Raw genomic sequence first — 16,065 nt, 5'->3', positions numbered from 1 at the left:
GCATGAGCGCGGCCCTCCCCCCGGAGGACCTCACCACCCTCGACGCGCTCCTCACCCCGGCCGCCCCGGCGTCCATCCTCACCCGCCCCGACGCCTTCCTCCTGGCGGCCACCACAACCTTCACGGCCAGCCGCCCGACCTGACCACCCCGCAGCCGCGCCGGGGGCCACGCACCCGGGGGCGCGGGGCCGTGACGCCGGCCCGCCACGGCAGGGGGCGCCCGCCTGGGGGCGCGGGGAACTGCGCGCCCAGCCCGGACGGCGGGTCGGCCGCCCGGCCGCAGGAGGTGGCACCCCCGCTGCGCGCCCAGCCCGGACGGCGGGTCGGTCACCACCGCCCGCCCATCCGCGCGCAGGCCGCGCAATCGCGCACGAGCGCCCTCGGCCCACCCGTCGCGTCTACCCACCGCCTGGGTGAGGGTGACGGCGAACAGCCCGCCCGCGTGAGCGCGAGGGGCAGCACCGCCGCCTCCGCGCGAAAACGATCGCGACGGAGGCCAGTTGCGCCGCCGGGCAGCACGAAGTCACCGGCCACGAACGGCCCTTCTGCGGCCCGCAGCCGCCGCGGTCTCGCGGTCACCCCGCAACTCCCCTACGCCAGAAGCTGCTCGGCCAGCTCGGTGCGCCCCCGCGATGACGACTGCGGCGATCTGCCGGCGCACGGCGGCGGGCGCGTCGTCCATCGTCCGCTCCAGCGCGGCATCGGCGACCGGCAGCCGGAGCGAGGCCTTGAGCGCGTGGCCGCGCACCGCGGCGTCGGGGCCGGCGGGCCGCCGCTCCTCCAGGAAGCCGATCTCCCCGCCGACCGACGCCGCGGCGACGGCGAGCCGGCGCCCGTACCCACCCACGGGTCTCCAACTCAGGGCGCACTGAACCCAGTTGGTTCCGCCCGTGGCGGTCCCGCCCTCGCGCGACGAGGGCGGCCGTTTTCATGGCGCCGACGGCGCTGGGCGGCCACCGTGTCGAGGGTCACCCGGAAGGGTGTCTCTGGCATATGCCAGAAAAATCTTGCCAGATCTGCGGCACCGCGTGCCAGGCGTGCGCGGCGGCGTGGCGCTCGTCCGCGCAGGCCATGGCCGTACGGCGGCCCCCGGTGCCGAAGTCGTACGGCTCGCCTTGCCGTTGAGGACTCCCTCAACCGCGGGCACTACGCGGTGTTACGCACGACTCGCTCTCCGGCACGGCTACCATGGCTCGCAGCTGCCTGACTCTGCACCGGATATCGCCCGAGCACGACGTGGACCCCCCGGGGGTCCACGGACTGCGTGGTCTCCGTTCCGCAGACAGAAGGGAGTTTCCTCCATGCCCGATCACCAACAGGGCGATGGGGGTCGCAAGAAGCGTCAGTGGTGGGCATCGGCCAAACCATGGTTCGGTGCGAGCGGCCGGTTTGTCGTGGCGATGGCGAGGTTCTTCCGAGACCTGATCGACATCGCCGGCTTCATCGACCGCCACCTGTAACGGTGTGGCCCCCACCGGGGTTGCCCGGTAGGGGCCACATCTTGCGACCGGAAGCGCTTCGCCCTGTCTCAGGCGCCAACCATGGGGACGGGCGGGGCGCTTCCTTGCGTTGCGCGATCTTCGGTCGAGCAGTCGGTCCGTCGGCCTCTCGGCGCGGTCGCTGCGGTTGTGATCTGCGTCACGTCACGAGGGGTTCGTCCCCATAGTGCCCTTTCCGTCACGCGATGCGCCACACGATCGGGGCGGACCGGCGTTGGGCAGGGGCCGTACGCACTGCCATCACCGCAGGCCGCAAGGGGGAGCTGTGACAGAGGTCACAACGACGAGATGCCATGAAGTCACCCGTCCGGGGTCGCCCGAACGGCAGAACTCCGTTTTCACACCCCCAAATCGAGGCCAACGGTGTTTCATGATGCCAGCCCGCCGGGCCTGCTTCCAGGCCGCCAAGGCGAAAGATGTCCCGGCCGACCTGCGAAATTGCCTCAGGGGGTGACATATCGCGGTCGCCCCGGCAATTGCGGATGCACGTGCAGAGGCCGTTGCACGGCGGCTGTGACCTGCCGGGGAGCGGCTCCGCCAGCGGGCTGCCGACCGCGCCGGCACGGAGTTTCCCACCTGTCCGCATTCTGGACACGACCCGCCTGCGGCGCGCGAGGCCACCCACCCTGCCGGGTGCGTTCGACCTGCGGTCGGCGGAGTCCCCGCCACCGTCCGGCCCGGTCCGGCGCGCTCTTCGGCACCGGGCGGCCCCGCTCGCCCGGCTCGGGCCGGCCGCCCCCGCCGGGTGGCGCACCGGCCGTGTCGGACCACGCTGCCGCCCCCGCCGGGAGGCTCGGGCCGGCCGCGCTCGGGTCGGCCGACCGCCCCCCGGCAGGGGAAGCGTCAGCGGTGTTCCGCTGCCTCGCCCGCGTCCGCAGGCTGCGCGCCCGCGTCCGCCTCCGACGGCTGGGCGGCATACGTCGTGATGCGGTCGGCCAGTGCCGCGTGTTCCGGCTCGGTCAGGCCGGTCAGCGCCCGGTCCAGGATGGCCTCGACCAGAGCCCAGCGTTCGTCCACCCGGCTCTGGGTGGCGGCGGAGCCGGTCGTGGGGTCGGGGCCTGGCGCCGAGCCGACTCGGTTCCGTACCGCTTCGGCCTCGGCGTCCCGCAGTGTGTTGGCGGCACCGCCGCGGCCGGCCGCCTCCAGTTGCTCGGCGGTGACGCCGACCGCTCTGGCCATTCGCGCCAGCGTCTCGTCGGGGCTGCGAACCGCCACCTTCGTGCGGCTGACGAGCTGGAAACCGGAGACCAGTTGCCGCCATCTGGCCTCGCTCAGTCCGGCCCGTTTCGCGGCCTCCCGCTCTGAAAGCCGGGCGGCCACCTGGGCGCGCTTGATCAATAAACCCTCAGGGGGAGCAATGGGTGGCTCTGTCATGGGGTGAGCTTCGCACAACTACGCAGCCAGTGTCCACTCCTTCGCCGGATTTGGCCTACTCTCACCCACCGCGACCTGCGCAGACCGCGCTAGTACGCGCTAGGCGTTCGCGTAGTCTCGGAGTAGTACCTTGTTTTTCGCGGTACTACGCGGTACTTTTTCCCCATGGCATCGCGCACCCGACCGAGCAGGCTTCACCAGGAGCCCGAAGCGGTCACCTGGGCACGCAAGAAGGCGGGTTTCACCAAGCGGGCCCTCGCCGAACTCGTCGGGATCTCCGAGCAGCTGATGGGCGAGATCGAATCCGGCTGGCGCAGCGCGACCCCGGCCAACCTCATCAAGATCGCCGACGCCCTGAACTGCCCGATCGTCGTCCTGGAGCGCAAGCGCCACGCCGACGGCGCCTCGCCCGCGGCCGACTGAAGCCGCCCCCGGCACCTGCCGGCCGGCCAGAGCGACCTGGCGACGGAGGCCCCGGCGGCCGGAAGCGGCCGGGAGCCACTAAAGTGCGCGGGTGCACAGCGATCACCGAACCCCGCGTACCTTCCGCCTGATCGTCACGGGCGGAGGCACCGGCGGCCACACGTACCCCGCCCTGACGGCGATCCGAACGCTCCAGGCCCGGCTCAACGCCGACGGCCGCGCGCTGGACGTGCTGTGGATCGGCACGGAGCAGGGTCTTGAGGCCCGGGTCGCCCGGACCGAGGGCATCGCCTTCACCACGGTCGCCACGGGCAAGGTCCGCCGCTCCAGCAACCCGCTCAAGATGGTCTCGCCCGCGAACGTGCGGGACATGGCGCGCGTACCGCTCGGCATCGCGCAGGCCAGGAAGGTCGTCGCCGACTTCGGCCCGGACGTCGTCCTGGCCACCGGCGGTTACGTCGCCGTCCCCGCCGGGCTGGCCGCCCGGATGTGCCGCCGCCCCCTGGTGCTCCACGAGCAGACCGTGCGCCTCGGCCTGGCCAACCGGCGGCTCGCCGGCTCGGCGACGCGCATCGCGGTCTCCTCGGAGTCGTCGCTGCTGCTCCTGCCCGAGGCGGCGCGCAAACTCGCCGTCGTGACGGGCAACCCGATCCGCCCCGCGGTGCTCGCCGGCCACGCGGACAAGGCGATCGAGGCGCTGGAGCTGCGCGGCTTCGACCGGCGCCTGCCGACGGTGTACGTCACGGGCGGCGCACAGGGCGCGCAGCAGATCAACGAGGTGGTGAGCGGCGCGCTTCCGTGGCTGCTGGAGCGCGCGAACGTCGTGCACCAGTGCGGCCCCGACAATGTCGCGGAATTGCGCCGGCGCGCGGCCGGCCTCCACCCGGGGCAGGCGGCCCGCTACTACGTGACCGGTTTCGTCGGCCCGGAACTGCCCGACGTTCTGGCGCTCGCCGACGTGGTGATCTCCCGGAGCGGGGCCGGCACCCTCGCGGAGCTGACCGCGCTGGGCAAGCCGGCGATCTTCGTCCCACTCGCCTCCTCGGCCGGGAACGAGCAGGCGCACAACGCCCGCCACCTGGAGGAGTCCGGCGCCGCCGTCGCCCTGCTCGGCGAGGTCACCGCCGACACGCTGCGCGCCGCTGCCGACCCGCTGCTGTCCGACCCGGCACGGCGGGCCGCGATGGCCCAGCGCTCCCGCGCCCACGGCCGCCCGGACGCGGCCGAGCGACTCGTGGACGTCATCCTCTCCGCCGCCTCCTCCGGGTGAGCCGCCCCGCGTCCGGGTGAGCCGCCGCCCGCCCGGGACCTGCCCCCGCCCGGACGTCAGCGGCTGGGGCCGGCCGGTGGGGCGGCGGCGGCCGGGACGCGTTCCAGGACGCCGCCCGCGAAGGTGTCGTAGAGCGGCAGTGTCTCCAGGTGGACGTAGCCGATGTGGCAGTCGCACACCGCCAGCGGGCAGGCCCGCGGGCGCAACGCCGCCCGGTAGCTGCCGTCGTAGAGGTTGCCCAGCTCCGCCCGCACGAAATGGCAGCGCCGCACCGTGCCCCCGCCGTCGACCGAGATCACCGACTCGCCGGTGCGGCACGGCAGTCCTGCGCTGCGGTGCGGGTGCCTGCTGTACGGGAAGAGCGGGTCGAGCGCGGTCCACCGGTCCGCCTCGGCGTCGGTGTACGTACGGCCCTCCGCCGCGTTGACCCACAGGTACACGTGCTCCGGCAGGTCCGCGCGCAACCGGCGGGCCGCGTCGAGGTGTTCCGGCAGCCCGACCACGCCGACGCTGTGCCGGACCCCGCGCGCCGCCAGGTCGCGGCAGGCGGCGCGGAAGCGCTCGTACGGCACCTGGTCGGGGTGGTAGGTGCACCACAGGGCGACGGTGTCCAGGTCGGCGTCGTCCAGCCAGTTCGTACGGGCGCCCAGGTTGGTCTGTATCGCCACCCGCCGGATGTGCGGCAGCCGGCTCAGCTCGGCGAGCGTCCTGCGGTACCAGGACCTGACCATCGCCTCGCCCCACGGGGTGAACAGGATCGAGAGGCGGTCGCCGGTCTGCTGCCCGGCCCAGTCCGCGAACCGCGCCAACGCGGCCCGGTCGGCGGCCAGTTGCTCGCGGCTGTCGCGACGCTTGGCGAAAGGGCAGTAGGGGCAGTCGAAGTCGCAGGAGGCCAGCGGACCCCGGTAGAGGACGGTCAGATCCACGGCCGCACCCTCACTTCGCGTCGTAGGCGGCCATCGCGGCCCGCACCGCGGGTGAGAACAACTCCGGCCCCACCGCGTCGGAATGGGCCAGTCCCTCCGGTGAGAGCCGCAGCAGGTCGGGACCCGCCGCCGCGTCCAGCCAGCCGCGGGCGCCGAAGAGGGCGAGTTCCGGCCCGAAGTCGTCCTCGGGGCGGCGGCCGAAGCGGGCGGTGTAGTCGGCCACCGGCATGCCCTGCGCCTGGAGCAGCGATTGGAGCAGATGGCGGCGGCGGGCCTCGCCGCCGCCGATCGCCCGGCCGAAGTCGGCGTGGCCGAAGTCCGCTGCGGGGCGGGCCACATAGTCGTCGATGATCGCCCGGACCTCGCCCGGCCCGACGGCGTAGTCGAAGCTGTAGTGCAGCGCGGCGGTGTACGAACGGGCGCCGCAGCCGAGGCCGATCATGCCGTCGGTCTGGCACGCGTGATCGGCGCCTGCGCCTGCGCCTGCGCCTGTACCTGGGCCGGCGTCGGCGCCCGGGTGCGGGCCGCCCCGCCTGCGGAACATCCGCATCGACACCTGCTCGTAGCCGCTGCCGAGCAGCAGGTCGCGGCCCGCCCGGTACAGCCGCAGCCGCTGCTCGTCCCAACCGGCCTCCGTCAGCGTGGAGTCCAGCCGGTGCAGGCCGGTCAGCGGGCGGACGTAGAGCGGGTAGAGATACAGCTCCTCCGGGCGCCAGGCCAGGGCCGCGTCCAGCGAGGAGCGCCAGGAGCGCTCCGTCTGGCCGTCGATGCCGTAGATCAGGTCGATGTTGAGCACCGGGAAGCCGGCCTCGCGTATCCGCCCCAACGCCGCCTCGACCTCGGACCGTTGTTGCTTGGGGCGGACCGCCGCGCGGGCCTCGGCCGCGTCGAAGGTCTGGACGCCCAGGCTCAGCCGGGTGGTGCCGCGTGCGGCGAGCACCGCGAGCCGGTCGGCGGTCGCGGTCGCGGGCGACGCCTCGACCGACAGCGGCACCGCACGCAGGTCGGCGCCCATGCGGTGCTCGGCGATGTCGAACAGCCGCTCCAGCTCGGCCGGTTCGAGGAAGGTCGGGGTACCGCCGCCGAAGGCCGCCGCGGTGAAGCGCGGCGCCGTCCCGTCGCCGAGCGCGTCCCGTACGGCCGCCGCCTGGCGTTCCAGCGCGTCGAGATAGCCCGCTACCAGGCCCTCGGGGGCGCCGATCCGGGTGAAGAGGTTGCAGAAGCCGCAGCGCACCTCGCAGAACGGGATGTGCAGATACAGCGCCAGCGAGTCCTTGGGCTCGCCGGCCCACAGGTCCCGCAGCGCGGGGCGCGGACGCAGCCGGCCGTAGGCGGTCTTGTGCGGATAGGCGTAGACGTAGCTCTGATACGGCCGCGGCGGGGCGTCGGCCGGTGTGTCCAGGACGGTCATCTGGCCGGTGCCTCCGGGGAGTTCAGGGACTTCGGCTGCCCCGAGGGTTCCCGGGACCCCGAGGGCGCCGGGGATGCCGGGACCTTCGAGGGCTTCGGAGACTCCCGGGTCTCCGCGGACTCCAGGAAGAAGTGGGCGTACGGCACGGTCCATACGGTCTCGTGGCCGATCCGGTGGCCGGTGTGGCCGTCCTCGCCGTACGCGGTGCCGTGGTCGGAGCACACGACCGCGAAGCAGCGGCGGCGGCTGCTCGCCGCCGCGAAGAGCCGGCCGATGTGCCGGTCGACGTACTCCAGCGCGGCGGCGTGGCTGGCCCGGGTGTCGCCCGACTCACGCGTGGCGCCGGGCAGATGGAACCAGTTGGGCTGGTGCAGCGCGGCGACGTTGACGAACAGGAACAGCGGCTGGTGGCGCGGGGTGCGCGCGACGACCCGCTCGGCGCGGTCCACCTGCGAGGCGAAGGACGTCGGTGACGCCACCCCGAACTCCGGTTCCCAGTGGCTCTCCTGGAACAGCCCCGGCAGCACCGACCCGAGGGCGCCCTGCTTGTTGAAGAAGCCGACCCCGCCGACGCAGGCGGTGCGGTAGCCGACCGCCGCGAGGCCCGCCGCCAGGTTCGGCGCGTCGAAGACCCAGGTGCCGCCCGCCGTCGTCTCGCTCCCCGCGAACCGCGCGGCGAACAGCCGCGGATGCGCTCCGGGGGCGGCGGGTGTGGGCAGGAACCCGGCGAAGATCGCCTGATGCGACGCATAGGTGAAGCTCCCCGGCGCGTGCCGCTCCTCCCACCTCCCGCCCGGCAGGTGCGCCGCCAGATTCGGCAGCCGCCCGTCCGCGGCCAGTTCGGCGGCGACGTCGTAGCGGAGCGTGTCGAGCGTGACGAGCAGCAGGTCGTGACTGCCGATGACCCGGTTCATGTCGAGCGCGGGTTCGCCGGGCGCGGCCACGGGGGACGGCGGGCCGCTGCGTGGCGCCTGCGCGCGGCCGGGGGCGTCCCCGGCCGGGGCGGTTCCCTGAGCCCGTACGGGGGCGGCGCCAGCCCGTACCGGGGCTGCGTTCGGCTGCTCAGGCCGCGGCATCGGCGGCCTCCCCGCGCAGGACCGCCGCGACCTGGGCGGCGTAGGTGTCCAGGCCTTCCGCGCCGCTCGCCGGGAGGCCGGTCAGGCGGGGGAGGAGGTCGCCGAAGGCGTTGACCTCGGCGACGGCGAAGCGGCGCCAGTCCGCCGCGGGCAGCACGTCGACGCCGACGCACAAGGTGCCGGGGAAGCACGCGGCGGCGCCCTCGGCGGCGGCCACCGCGGCGGCCCAGCTTCCGCCCGCGGCGGCCACCGCGGCCCGCAGCCGGGTCAAGTCGCCCCGGGCACCGCCGAGGTGGAGGTTGGTCATGGGGTGCCTGCTGGTGCGGGCGACCGCGTGCGTGGCCCTGCCGCCGACCACGACCACCCGCAGGTCGCACACCCGGCCGTCGAGCGCCGCCTTGGGCAGCCAGCGCTCGACGTGCAGCCCGTCGGGGGCCAAGGCGTCGATCAGCGCGGCCACTTCCCGCTCCGCGCGGTATTCGCGGACCCGCAGCGAATTGAACAGCCCTCCGCCGGGGGCGGTCTCCACCGACGTCACCGCCTTCACCCGGCCCGCTCCGCCGAGCGCCAGCGCCACCACGCCCGACGCCGACGAGCCGTGCGCGGGCTTGACGAAGGCGCGCGGCACCCGGGCCGCGGCCAGCCGCGCCCCGAGGTCGTCCCAGCCGGTCACCGGCGACCGCGGGGTGCCTGCGGCCCACGGTACGGGGACGCCGGCCGCGGCGAGCCGGGCGTGGCAGCGCCGCTTGTCGAACATCACGGCAATGTCCGCCGGGTCGTCCAGCAGCCGCGCCCCGGCGCCCACCGCGGCCCCGGCCAGTTCGGCGACCACCGCGGTGAACCGCGCGTACCACCGGGCGCCGCCCTCCACCCGGGTCGGGTCGCCGGGGCCGCGCAGCAGCGAGTCGACCCGCGGGTCCTCGCCGGGCGAGTCGATCCGTACGACCTCGCCCGGCCGGAACCCGGACTGTCCGCGCAGGACGTCCCGCCAGGCCAGCACCCGGGGCGCGGGCAGCCCGGCGGCGCGTACGGCGTCGGCGAACAGTGCCACGCGGCGGTTGTCCGGGTTGCCGACCACGGCGAAGCGCACGCGGGAGGCGCCGGTCACTCCCCCACCGCGGTGTAGCGGTGGACGTCCCCGTCGTCCTCGTACTCGTCACCGCGCTCGTCGAGGTCGACCTCGACGCCGGCCGGCTCCAGCGCGTCCCGCACCCGCTGGGCGACGTCGTCGCCGACGAAGTTGTGGTGCAGGTCGAGCCAGGACAGGTGGGTGAGCGGCTGGCCGGCCAGCAGCGCCGCCGCGCCCTCGTCGGTGAGCACGCCGAGCGACAGGTCGAGCGACTTGAGCCGGGCGACGATCGGCGCGGCGGCGAGCGCGGCGGCTATCCCGTCCTGGATCTCGCTGTTGCGCAGGCCCAGGTGCCGCAGCGCGGGCAGGCGCTCGCCGGTGAGGATCGGGGCGAGGTCGGCGACGGTCGCGTCGCCGCCGTAGCCGTCCACGCCGAGCCACAGCTCCAGGAACTCCAGCGCGGGCAGGTCGCACGCGGCGACCGCCTGCACCACGTGCGCGGGCAGCCCGCCCGCCTCGATGGCCAGCGTCCGCAGGTGCTCGTGCCGTACGGCGGTGAGGGCCAGGCCGGTGCCGCCCCTGACACCCAGCTCGCGCAACCGCGGATACGCGGCGAGCAGCGGTGTCACATCGCTCTGGGTGATCCAGGAGATCTCCGACTCCTCCATCACCAGGTCGCCGACGAAGACCGCCGCCAGGCCGGTCAGCTGCTCACGCGCGTCGACCAGCAGCCGGATCGCCGCGCCGGAACTGTCCTCGTAGACCTCGCCCCACGCGCCGACGACGACCGCCCGCACCCCGGCGGGCCCGACCGCGCCGAGGAAGCGCTGCCACAACTGCTCGTACGTCTCCTGGGGACCTTCCCCCCACGGATCGACGGCCAGCCGCCACGCCACCGCCCCGGCCTCCGGCAGCCCCGACGCGTCCTCCCCCTGCGCGGGAAAGTCGAAGACGGGCAGGCCGTGCAGTTCCTTCAAGTGCTCTACGGCGGACATGTCGCTGATCTCCTGACGCGGACGGCTCGTTCGGGGCGGACGGCTCGATAGGACGATTTCTACCAACGCCCACTGACATCCCCCCGACCGGGTACACCACGAGGCCCCACCCGGGGTCGGCCACGAACGCCGCCCGCCCTTTCCGCCGCGCCGCCCGGGCGAACCGGAGTGCCGAGCCGTCCAGTCGCTGCACGCGGCGACGAGCCTCGGGCGTACCTCATGGTCGATACGGTCGGCTTCAAGCGCGGGCGCTTCCAAGGCCTCGGCATCGAGCGGGTGCGGCCGGATCCGGACATCGCGCGGAAGCTCAAGGTTCCCGTGGGTGAGAAATCGCTGCTGCGCAGGGAGAACGTCTGCTATGCCGACGACGATCCGGTCTACCGGGTGACGACCTGGATCCCCTGGAGCATCGCGCAGGACGGCGAAGCGTACGAGGTGACGCGCTTCGTCATGCGGGCCGATGGGAACGGGCCGCAATACAACGCCCCCGTCGAGTAGGGCCGGGGAGTACGCATATGGCCCACGGCGCCGGCGGACTGAGCGGCCGGTGGCCGCGGCTGCCCGTCGGCGTAGACGTCGGCGAGGGGGGCGGCCCCCCCGGGGGGGGGGGGGCCCCCCACGGGGGTGGGGAGTGGGGCGGTCAGTGCAGGACGACCGGGACGGATGCCTGGTCGGGCTCCGACGTGGCGTCCGTGTCCGTGCTGGAGGCGACCCTCACCGTGCTCGGGCGGCCGGCGGTGACGAAGGTCAGGGCGATCAGCGCGGCGACGGCCTCGATGGCGACGGCCCACCAGATCGCGTGGGTGTAGCCGTGCACCAGGCTGCGGGCTTGGAGCAGCTTCGCGCCGCCGGCGCCCGCCGCGTGGGTGGCCAGGTAGCCGGTGGTCGCCGACGCGGCGATCGTGTTCAGCAGCGCCGTGCCGATCGCACCGCCGACCTGCTGCGAGGTGTTGACCATCGCGGAGGCGACACCCGCGTCACGCGGCTGCACCCCGGTGGTGGCCAGCGACATGGCCGGCATGAAGGCCGTACCCATGCCCAGGCCCAGCAGCACCAGACCCGGCAGGATCACGCCCGGGTAGGACGAGCCGACGCCGAGCCGGGTCAGCAGCAGCATCGCGACCGCGGCCAGGGCGAAGCCGGGCGCCATCAGGGCGCGGGCCGGCAGCCGGTTGACCAGCCGGGCGCCGATCTGGGTGGACCCCACGACGAAGGCGGTGACCATCGGCAGGAAGGCGAAGCCGGTCCTGATCGCGGAGTAGCCCTGGACGACCTGGAGGTAGTAGGTCAGGAAGAGGAAGACCCCGAACAGGCCGATGATGGCCAGTCCAAGCGAGAGGTACGTACCGCCGCGGTTGCGGTCGGTGACCACCCGCATCGGCAGCAGCGGGGTCCGCACCTTCGACTCGACCAGGCCGAACGCGGCGAGCAGTACCACGGCCGCGACGAACAGGCCGATCGTGGACGCGGCCGACCAGCCGGCGGTCTCGGCGCGCGTGAAGCCGTAGACCAGCGAGACCAGGCCGAGCGTGGACAGGACCACACCGGGGATGTCCAGCGGGGAGCGGTTGCGGCCCTCCGCGGGCTCGCGGATCACGAAGTACGCGCCCAGGGCGGCGATCACCGCGAAGGGGATGTTGGCGAAGAAGGTCCAGCGCCAGTTGAGGTATTCGGTCAGTACGCCGCCGAGCAGCAGCCCGACCGCGCCGCCGCCGCCCGCGATGGCGCCGAAGACGCCGAAGGCCTTGGCCCGCTCCTTGGCGTCGGTGAAGGTCACCGCGAGCAGTGACAGGGCCGCGGGCGCGAGCAGCGCGCCGAAGGCGCCCTGTGCGGCGCGCGAGCCGAGCAGCATCGCCTCGTTGCCGGCGACACCGCCGATCGCGGAGGCGAGCGCGAAACCGGTCAGACCGGTGACAAAGGTGCGCTTCCGGCCCCACAGGTCGGCGATCCGGCCGCCGAAGAGCAGCAGTCCGCCGAAGGCGAGGGCGTAGGCCGTGATGACCCACTGCTTGTTCGCGTCGGAGATGCCGAGGTCGTGCTGTGCGCTCGGCAGCGCGATGTTCACGATGGTCGAGTCGAGCACGACCATCAACTGGGCGAGGGAGATGAAGACCAGCGCTTTCCAGCGGCGGGGATCGGGAAGTCCCGCTTTGGCGGTGGCGGACATCGCTTGAGACATGGAGGTATCCACTTCGGTACGCGTAGGCACAAAAAGGAGGTCGCGGGAGCCGGGTTTCCTGGCGGGGCCGCCGGGCTCTTACGGGGTGCGCGCCGTCGCGCCGCCCGTTTCGTGGTCGGGTTGCTCGGGGTGCGTCGGGTACTCGGCGTGCCCGGGGTATCCGGGGTACGGGGTCCTGAGGCCGTCGAGGAAGAGCTGCAGGTGGCGGTGGAGGTCGAGGCCCGTGCAGTCGATGCCGGGCAGCGGGCGGGTGAGCCGGGAGATGGCGACCATCAAATCGTTGCGGGTCACGTCGGACCGCAGCCGGCCGTCCGTCCTGGCCCGTTCCATCAGCTCGTCGAGCGCGGTTTCGAGGCGTGCGGTCTGGACGCCGATCTGCGCGGAGCGGCTGTCGTCACCGTTGACGAGCAGTCCGCACAGGGCGCCGATGTTCTCGTCCACGGCGGTGTGCGCGAAGCGGCCGAGTGCGGCGCGCGGGTCGCCGCCCGCGGCAGCCACCGCGGCCTCGGCCGCCGCGCGGTCCGCGGTGCGGGTGACGACGGACAGCATGACGGCGTGCGCCAGTGCCCGGCGGTCGGCGAAGTGCCGGTAGAGCGTGGCATTGCCGATGCCCGCGCGCCGGGCGATCTCGTCGAGCGGGGCGTCGGGCCCGTACTCGACGAAGGTGTCGCGTGCCGCCGCGACGATCCGCTCCCGGTTGCGCAGGGCGTCGGCGCGGGTCCGGTGCGTCCGGGCCGCGGTCGGCTCCCTGGTGTCGGCCGCGCGGGCCGCGTCGGATGCCTCGGCCAGGTCAGCCGCGCCGGGTACGTCGGCTGCGCAGACTGCTGCGGCTGTGTCAGCGACAGTGGTCACCGTGGTCACTCCTCTCGACGGCCGGCACGGTAACCGGGGAATGGATCCCCGGTTTTTCATTCACGTGCATGTAACGGGGAGGGAGTCCCCGGTTATTTCGACCTCGGAAGGTGACCTGCGTCACTCGTTCGGTGTCGGCCCGGTCAGCCCGCCCACCGCCCCGCGGTGAAGGCCACGGTCAGCACCGTCATCAGCGGCGCGGCCACCGCCGCGTACGCCGTAGGCAGCCGGGGCCGCCGCAGGGTCCAGCCGGCCGCCACCGTCCACAGCGGCCACCACAGCAGCGAGGCCCGCGGAATGGACATGTACCAGTACGACGTCCCCAGCCGCCACGAGCGGTCACGCACGGCTCCCGGTCCCTTCCTCACCCTCCCCCGCATACGCCCGGGCGTCCCTTCCCGGTCTACCCGGACGAGCAGAAAGACGATGTGACCCCGGTCACCGTAGAACCGCAGGCCGCAGACCCGCCGGCCGCACCCGAACAGTCGGCGGACGCTGCCGCGAACCATGAGGGCGCGGACCCGCGGCTGGACGCCGGACGCCCCCGCCTCTGTGCGGCCGGCGGCGCGGCTCCTACGGCAGCATGTGCAGCGACTCCGCGCCGACCGGGCGGAAGCCCGCGGCCTGGAAGGCGCGGATGCTGCGGGCGTTGCCGGTCGCCTGCTGGGCCCAGACGGGTCCTGGCACGAGGTGGCGGGCAGCGGTCGCCAGGGCGCGGCCGAGGCCGCGGTGGCGGGCGTCCTCCTCGACCTCGACGGCGGCCTCCCAGCGCCCGGCGACCCCGCGGCCCAGCACGAGCAGGCCGCCGTCCGCGGCCCACACCCGTACGTCGTCGCGCCGCCCCAGCGCGCGGACCACCCGGGGGTGTCCGGGATCCTCGACCTCCCGCAGCGGCAGCGGCGGTTCACCGCTCAGCGGCGGTGCCACGGTCAGCAGGTCGACGGTGTCCGTCCGCCGGCCCGACCGTTCGAGCAGCGCGGCCAGGAACCGCGGATTCATCGCGGCGGCCAGCGCGTCGCAGTCCGCCGCGGCCAATTGCGCCCGCACCCACGCCGGATCCTCGTCGGTGAAGACCACCGAGTGCGCCGTGAACGCGATCACCCCGGCGTCCCGCACCCCCGGCTGCCCCACCACGGTCGTCCCGCCATCCGCCGGCGGAAACGCCCCACCAGCGACGGCCTCCAGAATCTCCCCCAACGCGCGCCCCATACCGCCGCATCGTAATCCGCCCCCCTCGGCCGCCCCCCTTCGGAGCGGCGCCCGGCGCCCGGCAAGCTCGCTCAGGGCGAGCCGCCGACCCTCCGCGCGCCCCGGCACCGGCCGGGCTCAGCGCAGCGCATGGGCGTCGGCCCACCGTGCGATCGCCGCCGCGATCTCGGTGGGGCGGTCCTCGGCCGCGTGGTGGCCGGCCGGGCCGTAGACGGCGGTGGTGAGGGCGGCGATGTGGGTGGTGCACCAGGTCACGACGGGGGCGGCCATCAGGAGGGTGGGGGAGTCGGTGAAGGTGAGGAGGAGTTTGGGGACGTCGGGGGAGGTGGCCAGCCAGGTCCCGTAGGACTCGACGCGGGCGACGACCTCGGCGGGCTCGCCGTCGACCGGCATCTGGCGGGCCCAGGCCAGCAGCGGGCGGCGGCTCTCCACCGTGGGGTAGGGGGCGAGGTACGCGGCGAGTTCGGCCTCGGGCAGCGGGGTGCGGACGCCGCCGGTGTAGGCGGTCCGCACCAGCGGGTTGTCGCCGGCGATCATCTCCTCGCCGCGGCCGGGGGTGCGCATCAGCCGGGTGCGCTCGCGGGCCTGGGGGGTGAGGTCGTCGCCGCTCAGCGGCCTGACGATGGTCTCGAAGAAGGCGATGCCCGCGACCCGGCCGGGATGCCGGGCGGCCCAGTCGAAGGCCAGCGCCCCGCCCCAGTCGTGGCCGACCAGGACCACCCGGTCGAGGCCGAGCGCGTCGAACCAGGCGTCGAGGTAGCGGGCGTGGTCGGCGAAGGAGTACGGGATGTCGGGTTTGCCCGAGCGGCCCATGCCGATGAGGTCGGGCGCGAGGATGCGGCCGGCGCCGAGCCCGGGGGCGACATTGCGCCACACGCGGGACGTGCCGGGGTTGCCGTGCAGCAGGACGACGGGCGCGCCGCTGCCGGTCTCCTCGTAGTGGAGCGTCGAGTCGAGTACGTCGATCGCGGGCACGGAGGCCTCCGGAAAAGGTTAGTGGCACGAATGTTAGGGCTACTAACGAACGTACATCGTTAGGGTTACTAACGCAACGGACTACACTCCCCGCCATGACCGACGCCCCCCGCCCCACTCCCGGCCGGCTGAGCACCCTGCCGAGCCGGCTGCTCGCGCAGGCCGCCGTGCACAGCGAGCGGCTGGTCGGCGAGGGTCTGGCGGCGGTCGGCGCCCGCAAGTGGCATTACGCGGTGCTCGCCGCGTTGCAGGAGCACGGCCCGGCCAGCCAGGCGGAGTTGAGCCGGCGTGCCAGGATCTACCGCAGCGACATGGTCACGGTGCTCAACGAACTCGCCGACGGCGGCTACGTCGAGCGCGCCCCGGACCGCGCGGACCGGCGGCGCAACGTCATCACGATCACCGCTCAGGGCCGCCGCAGGCTCGACACGCTCGATGGCCTGATCGCGACCCTCCAGGGCGAGTTGCTCGCTCCGCTCGGCGCGGCCGAGCGCGACGAGCTCGTCCGGCTGCTGACCGTGCTGGCCGCCCACCACGGCGACGGCATGTGATCGCGTCCGCACCCGTTCGGACTGCCGGGAGTTCGGCGTACGGTCGGTCGTACGCCGCCGGTTCCGCTTCCGCTTACGCGCGGCGCCGACGCCATCGCGAGGAGCAGCCGTGATATCGGAGCCGGAAATGACGGGAGGTCCCGACCAGGGCGGGGCCGAGGTGATCAGTGACGCCGACCGGGCGCCGCGGTGGGGCGGGGCGCTGGCCGGGGGGCCGCCGCCGCTGCGCACCGAGCCCGCACCCGTCGTCCTCGAC

General features: G+C 74.0%; 17 protein-coding genes. 5 read left to right on the top strand and 12 right to left on the bottom strand.

All coding sequences use genetic code 11. From position 1 onward, the window contains the following. Nucleotides 1-523 precede the first annotated feature (523 nt). On the bottom strand, nucleotides 524-847 hold the full coding sequence (locus V7E46_RS26190; protein ID WP_333770703.1) for a hypothetical protein: 324 nt from the start codon (nucleotides 845-847) through the stop codon (nucleotides 524-526). 454 nt (nucleotides 848-1,301) lie between these two features. Here V7E46_RS26190 and V7E46_RS26185 point away from each other — a divergent pair, with 454 nt between their 5' ends. Then, on the top strand, nucleotides 1,302-1,460 hold the full coding sequence (locus V7E46_RS26185) for a hypothetical protein (protein WP_333770702.1): 159 nt from the start codon (nucleotides 1,302-1,304) through the stop codon (nucleotides 1,458-1,460). Between the two features lie 882 nt (nucleotides 1,461-2,342). Here the strand turns inward: V7E46_RS26185 and V7E46_RS26180 are convergent. Continuing rightward, nucleotides 2,343-2,837: a hypothetical protein gene (locus tag V7E46_RS26180; RefSeq protein WP_333770701.1), complete on the bottom strand. Its 495-nt coding sequence runs from the start codon at nucleotides 2,835-2,837 to the stop codon at nucleotides 2,343-2,345. 201 nt (nucleotides 2,838-3,038) lie between these two features. Here V7E46_RS26180 and V7E46_RS26175 point away from each other — a divergent pair, with 201 nt between their 5' ends. Both V7E46_RS26175 and V7E46_RS26170 read left to right on the top strand, forming a co-directional pair. Continuing rightward, entirely contained in the window at nucleotides 3,039-3,296 is a 258-nt protein-coding gene (locus V7E46_RS26175; RefSeq protein WP_333770700.1) for a helix-turn-helix domain-containing protein, read from the top strand. A gap of 91 nt (nucleotides 3,297-3,387) precedes the next feature. Further along, a complete protein-coding gene (locus tag V7E46_RS26170) occupies nucleotides 3,388-4,566 on the top strand; it encodes a UDP-N-acetylglucosamine--N-acetylmuramyl-(pentapeptide) pyrophosphoryl-undecaprenol N-acetylglucosamine transferase (protein ID WP_333770699.1) in 1,179 nt (392 codons plus the stop codon). A 56-nt stretch (nucleotides 4,567-4,622) separates the two neighbouring features. Here the strand turns inward: V7E46_RS26170 and V7E46_RS26165 are convergent, their stop codons facing one another. The 5 genes from V7E46_RS26165 to V7E46_RS26145 all read right to left on the bottom strand — a co-directional run bounded on the left by V7E46_RS26165 (nucleotide 4,623) and on the right by V7E46_RS26145 (nucleotide 10,043). Next, complete coding sequence (locus V7E46_RS26165; protein ID WP_333770698.1) at nucleotides 4,623-5,492, bottom strand: STM4011 family radical SAM protein; 870 nt, start codon at nucleotides 5,490-5,492, stop codon at nucleotides 4,623-4,625. A 10-nt stretch (nucleotides 5,493-5,502) separates the two neighbouring features. Beyond that, nucleotides 5,503-6,903: an STM4012 family radical SAM protein gene (locus V7E46_RS26160; RefSeq protein WP_333770697.1), complete on the bottom strand. Its 1,401-nt coding sequence runs from the start codon at nucleotides 6,901-6,903 to the stop codon at nucleotides 5,503-5,505. Further along, nucleotides 6,900-7,817: an STM4013/SEN3800 family hydrolase gene (locus V7E46_RS26155; RefSeq protein WP_333770705.1), complete on the bottom strand. Its 918-nt coding sequence runs from the start codon at nucleotides 7,815-7,817 to the stop codon at nucleotides 6,900-6,902. The genes V7E46_RS26160 and V7E46_RS26155 overlap by 4 nt, the downstream gene beginning before the upstream one ends. 148 nt (nucleotides 7,818-7,965) lie before the next feature. Beyond that, nucleotides 7,966-9,087, bottom strand: a complete 1,122-nt coding sequence (locus tag V7E46_RS26150; RefSeq protein ID WP_333770696.1) for an STM4014 family protein — start codon at nucleotides 9,085-9,087, stop codon at nucleotides 7,966-7,968. Further along, nucleotides 9,084-10,043, bottom strand: coding sequence for an STM4015 family protein (locus tag V7E46_RS26145; RefSeq protein ID WP_333770695.1), 960 nt, complete (start codon nucleotides 10,041-10,043; stop codon nucleotides 9,084-9,086). The genes V7E46_RS26150 and V7E46_RS26145 overlap by 4 nt, the downstream gene beginning before the upstream one ends. Before the next feature lie 219 nt (nucleotides 10,044-10,262). Between V7E46_RS26145 and V7E46_RS26140 the strand changes: the two genes are divergently transcribed. Further along, on the top strand, nucleotides 10,263-10,541 hold the full coding sequence (locus V7E46_RS26140) for a UTRA domain-containing protein (protein ID WP_333770694.1): 279 nt from the start codon (nucleotides 10,263-10,265) through the stop codon (nucleotides 10,539-10,541). Between the two features lie 142 nt (nucleotides 10,542-10,683). Here V7E46_RS26140 and V7E46_RS26135 read toward each other — a convergent pair whose 3' ends face one another. The 5 genes from V7E46_RS26135 to V7E46_RS26115 form a co-directional block, all read right to left on the bottom strand. Further along, a complete protein-coding gene (locus V7E46_RS26135) occupies nucleotides 10,684-12,210 on the bottom strand; it encodes an MFS transporter (protein ID WP_333770704.1) in 1,527 nt (508 codons plus the stop codon). A gap of 90 nt (nucleotides 12,211-12,300) precedes the next feature. Continuing rightward, nucleotides 12,301-13,011: a TetR/AcrR family transcriptional regulator gene (locus V7E46_RS26130; protein WP_443054352.1), complete on the bottom strand. Its 711-nt coding sequence runs from the start codon at nucleotides 13,009-13,011 to the stop codon at nucleotides 12,301-12,303. Between the two features lie 206 nt (nucleotides 13,012-13,217). Then, nucleotides 13,218-13,421 (bottom strand): hypothetical protein, encoded by a 204-nt coding sequence (locus V7E46_RS26125; protein ID WP_333770692.1) that lies wholly within the window; start codon nucleotides 13,419-13,421, stop codon nucleotides 13,218-13,220. A gap of 226 nt (nucleotides 13,422-13,647) precedes the next feature. Then, nucleotides 13,648-14,283 (bottom strand): GNAT family N-acetyltransferase, encoded by a 636-nt coding sequence (locus V7E46_RS26120; RefSeq protein WP_333770691.1) that lies wholly within the window; start codon nucleotides 14,281-14,283, stop codon nucleotides 13,648-13,650. 117 nt (nucleotides 14,284-14,400) lie between these two features. Further along, entirely contained in the window at nucleotides 14,401-15,258 is an 858-nt protein-coding gene (locus V7E46_RS26115) for a haloalkane dehalogenase (RefSeq protein WP_333770690.1), read from the bottom strand. Between the two features lie 95 nt (nucleotides 15,259-15,353). Between V7E46_RS26115 and V7E46_RS26110 the strand changes: the two genes are divergently transcribed. Next, complete coding sequence (locus V7E46_RS26110) at nucleotides 15,354-15,809, top strand: MarR family winged helix-turn-helix transcriptional regulator (protein WP_333770689.1); 456 nt, start codon at nucleotides 15,354-15,356, stop codon at nucleotides 15,807-15,809. Nucleotides 15,810-16,065 lie beyond the last annotated feature (256 nt).

It is taken from the genome of Streptomyces sp. IBSBF 2435 (assembly GCF_036815005.1).
Lineage (GTDB): Bacteria > Actinomycetota > Actinomycetes > Streptomycetales > Streptomycetaceae > Actinacidiphila.
This window is presented reverse-complemented; position numbering and strand designations above follow the sequence as displayed.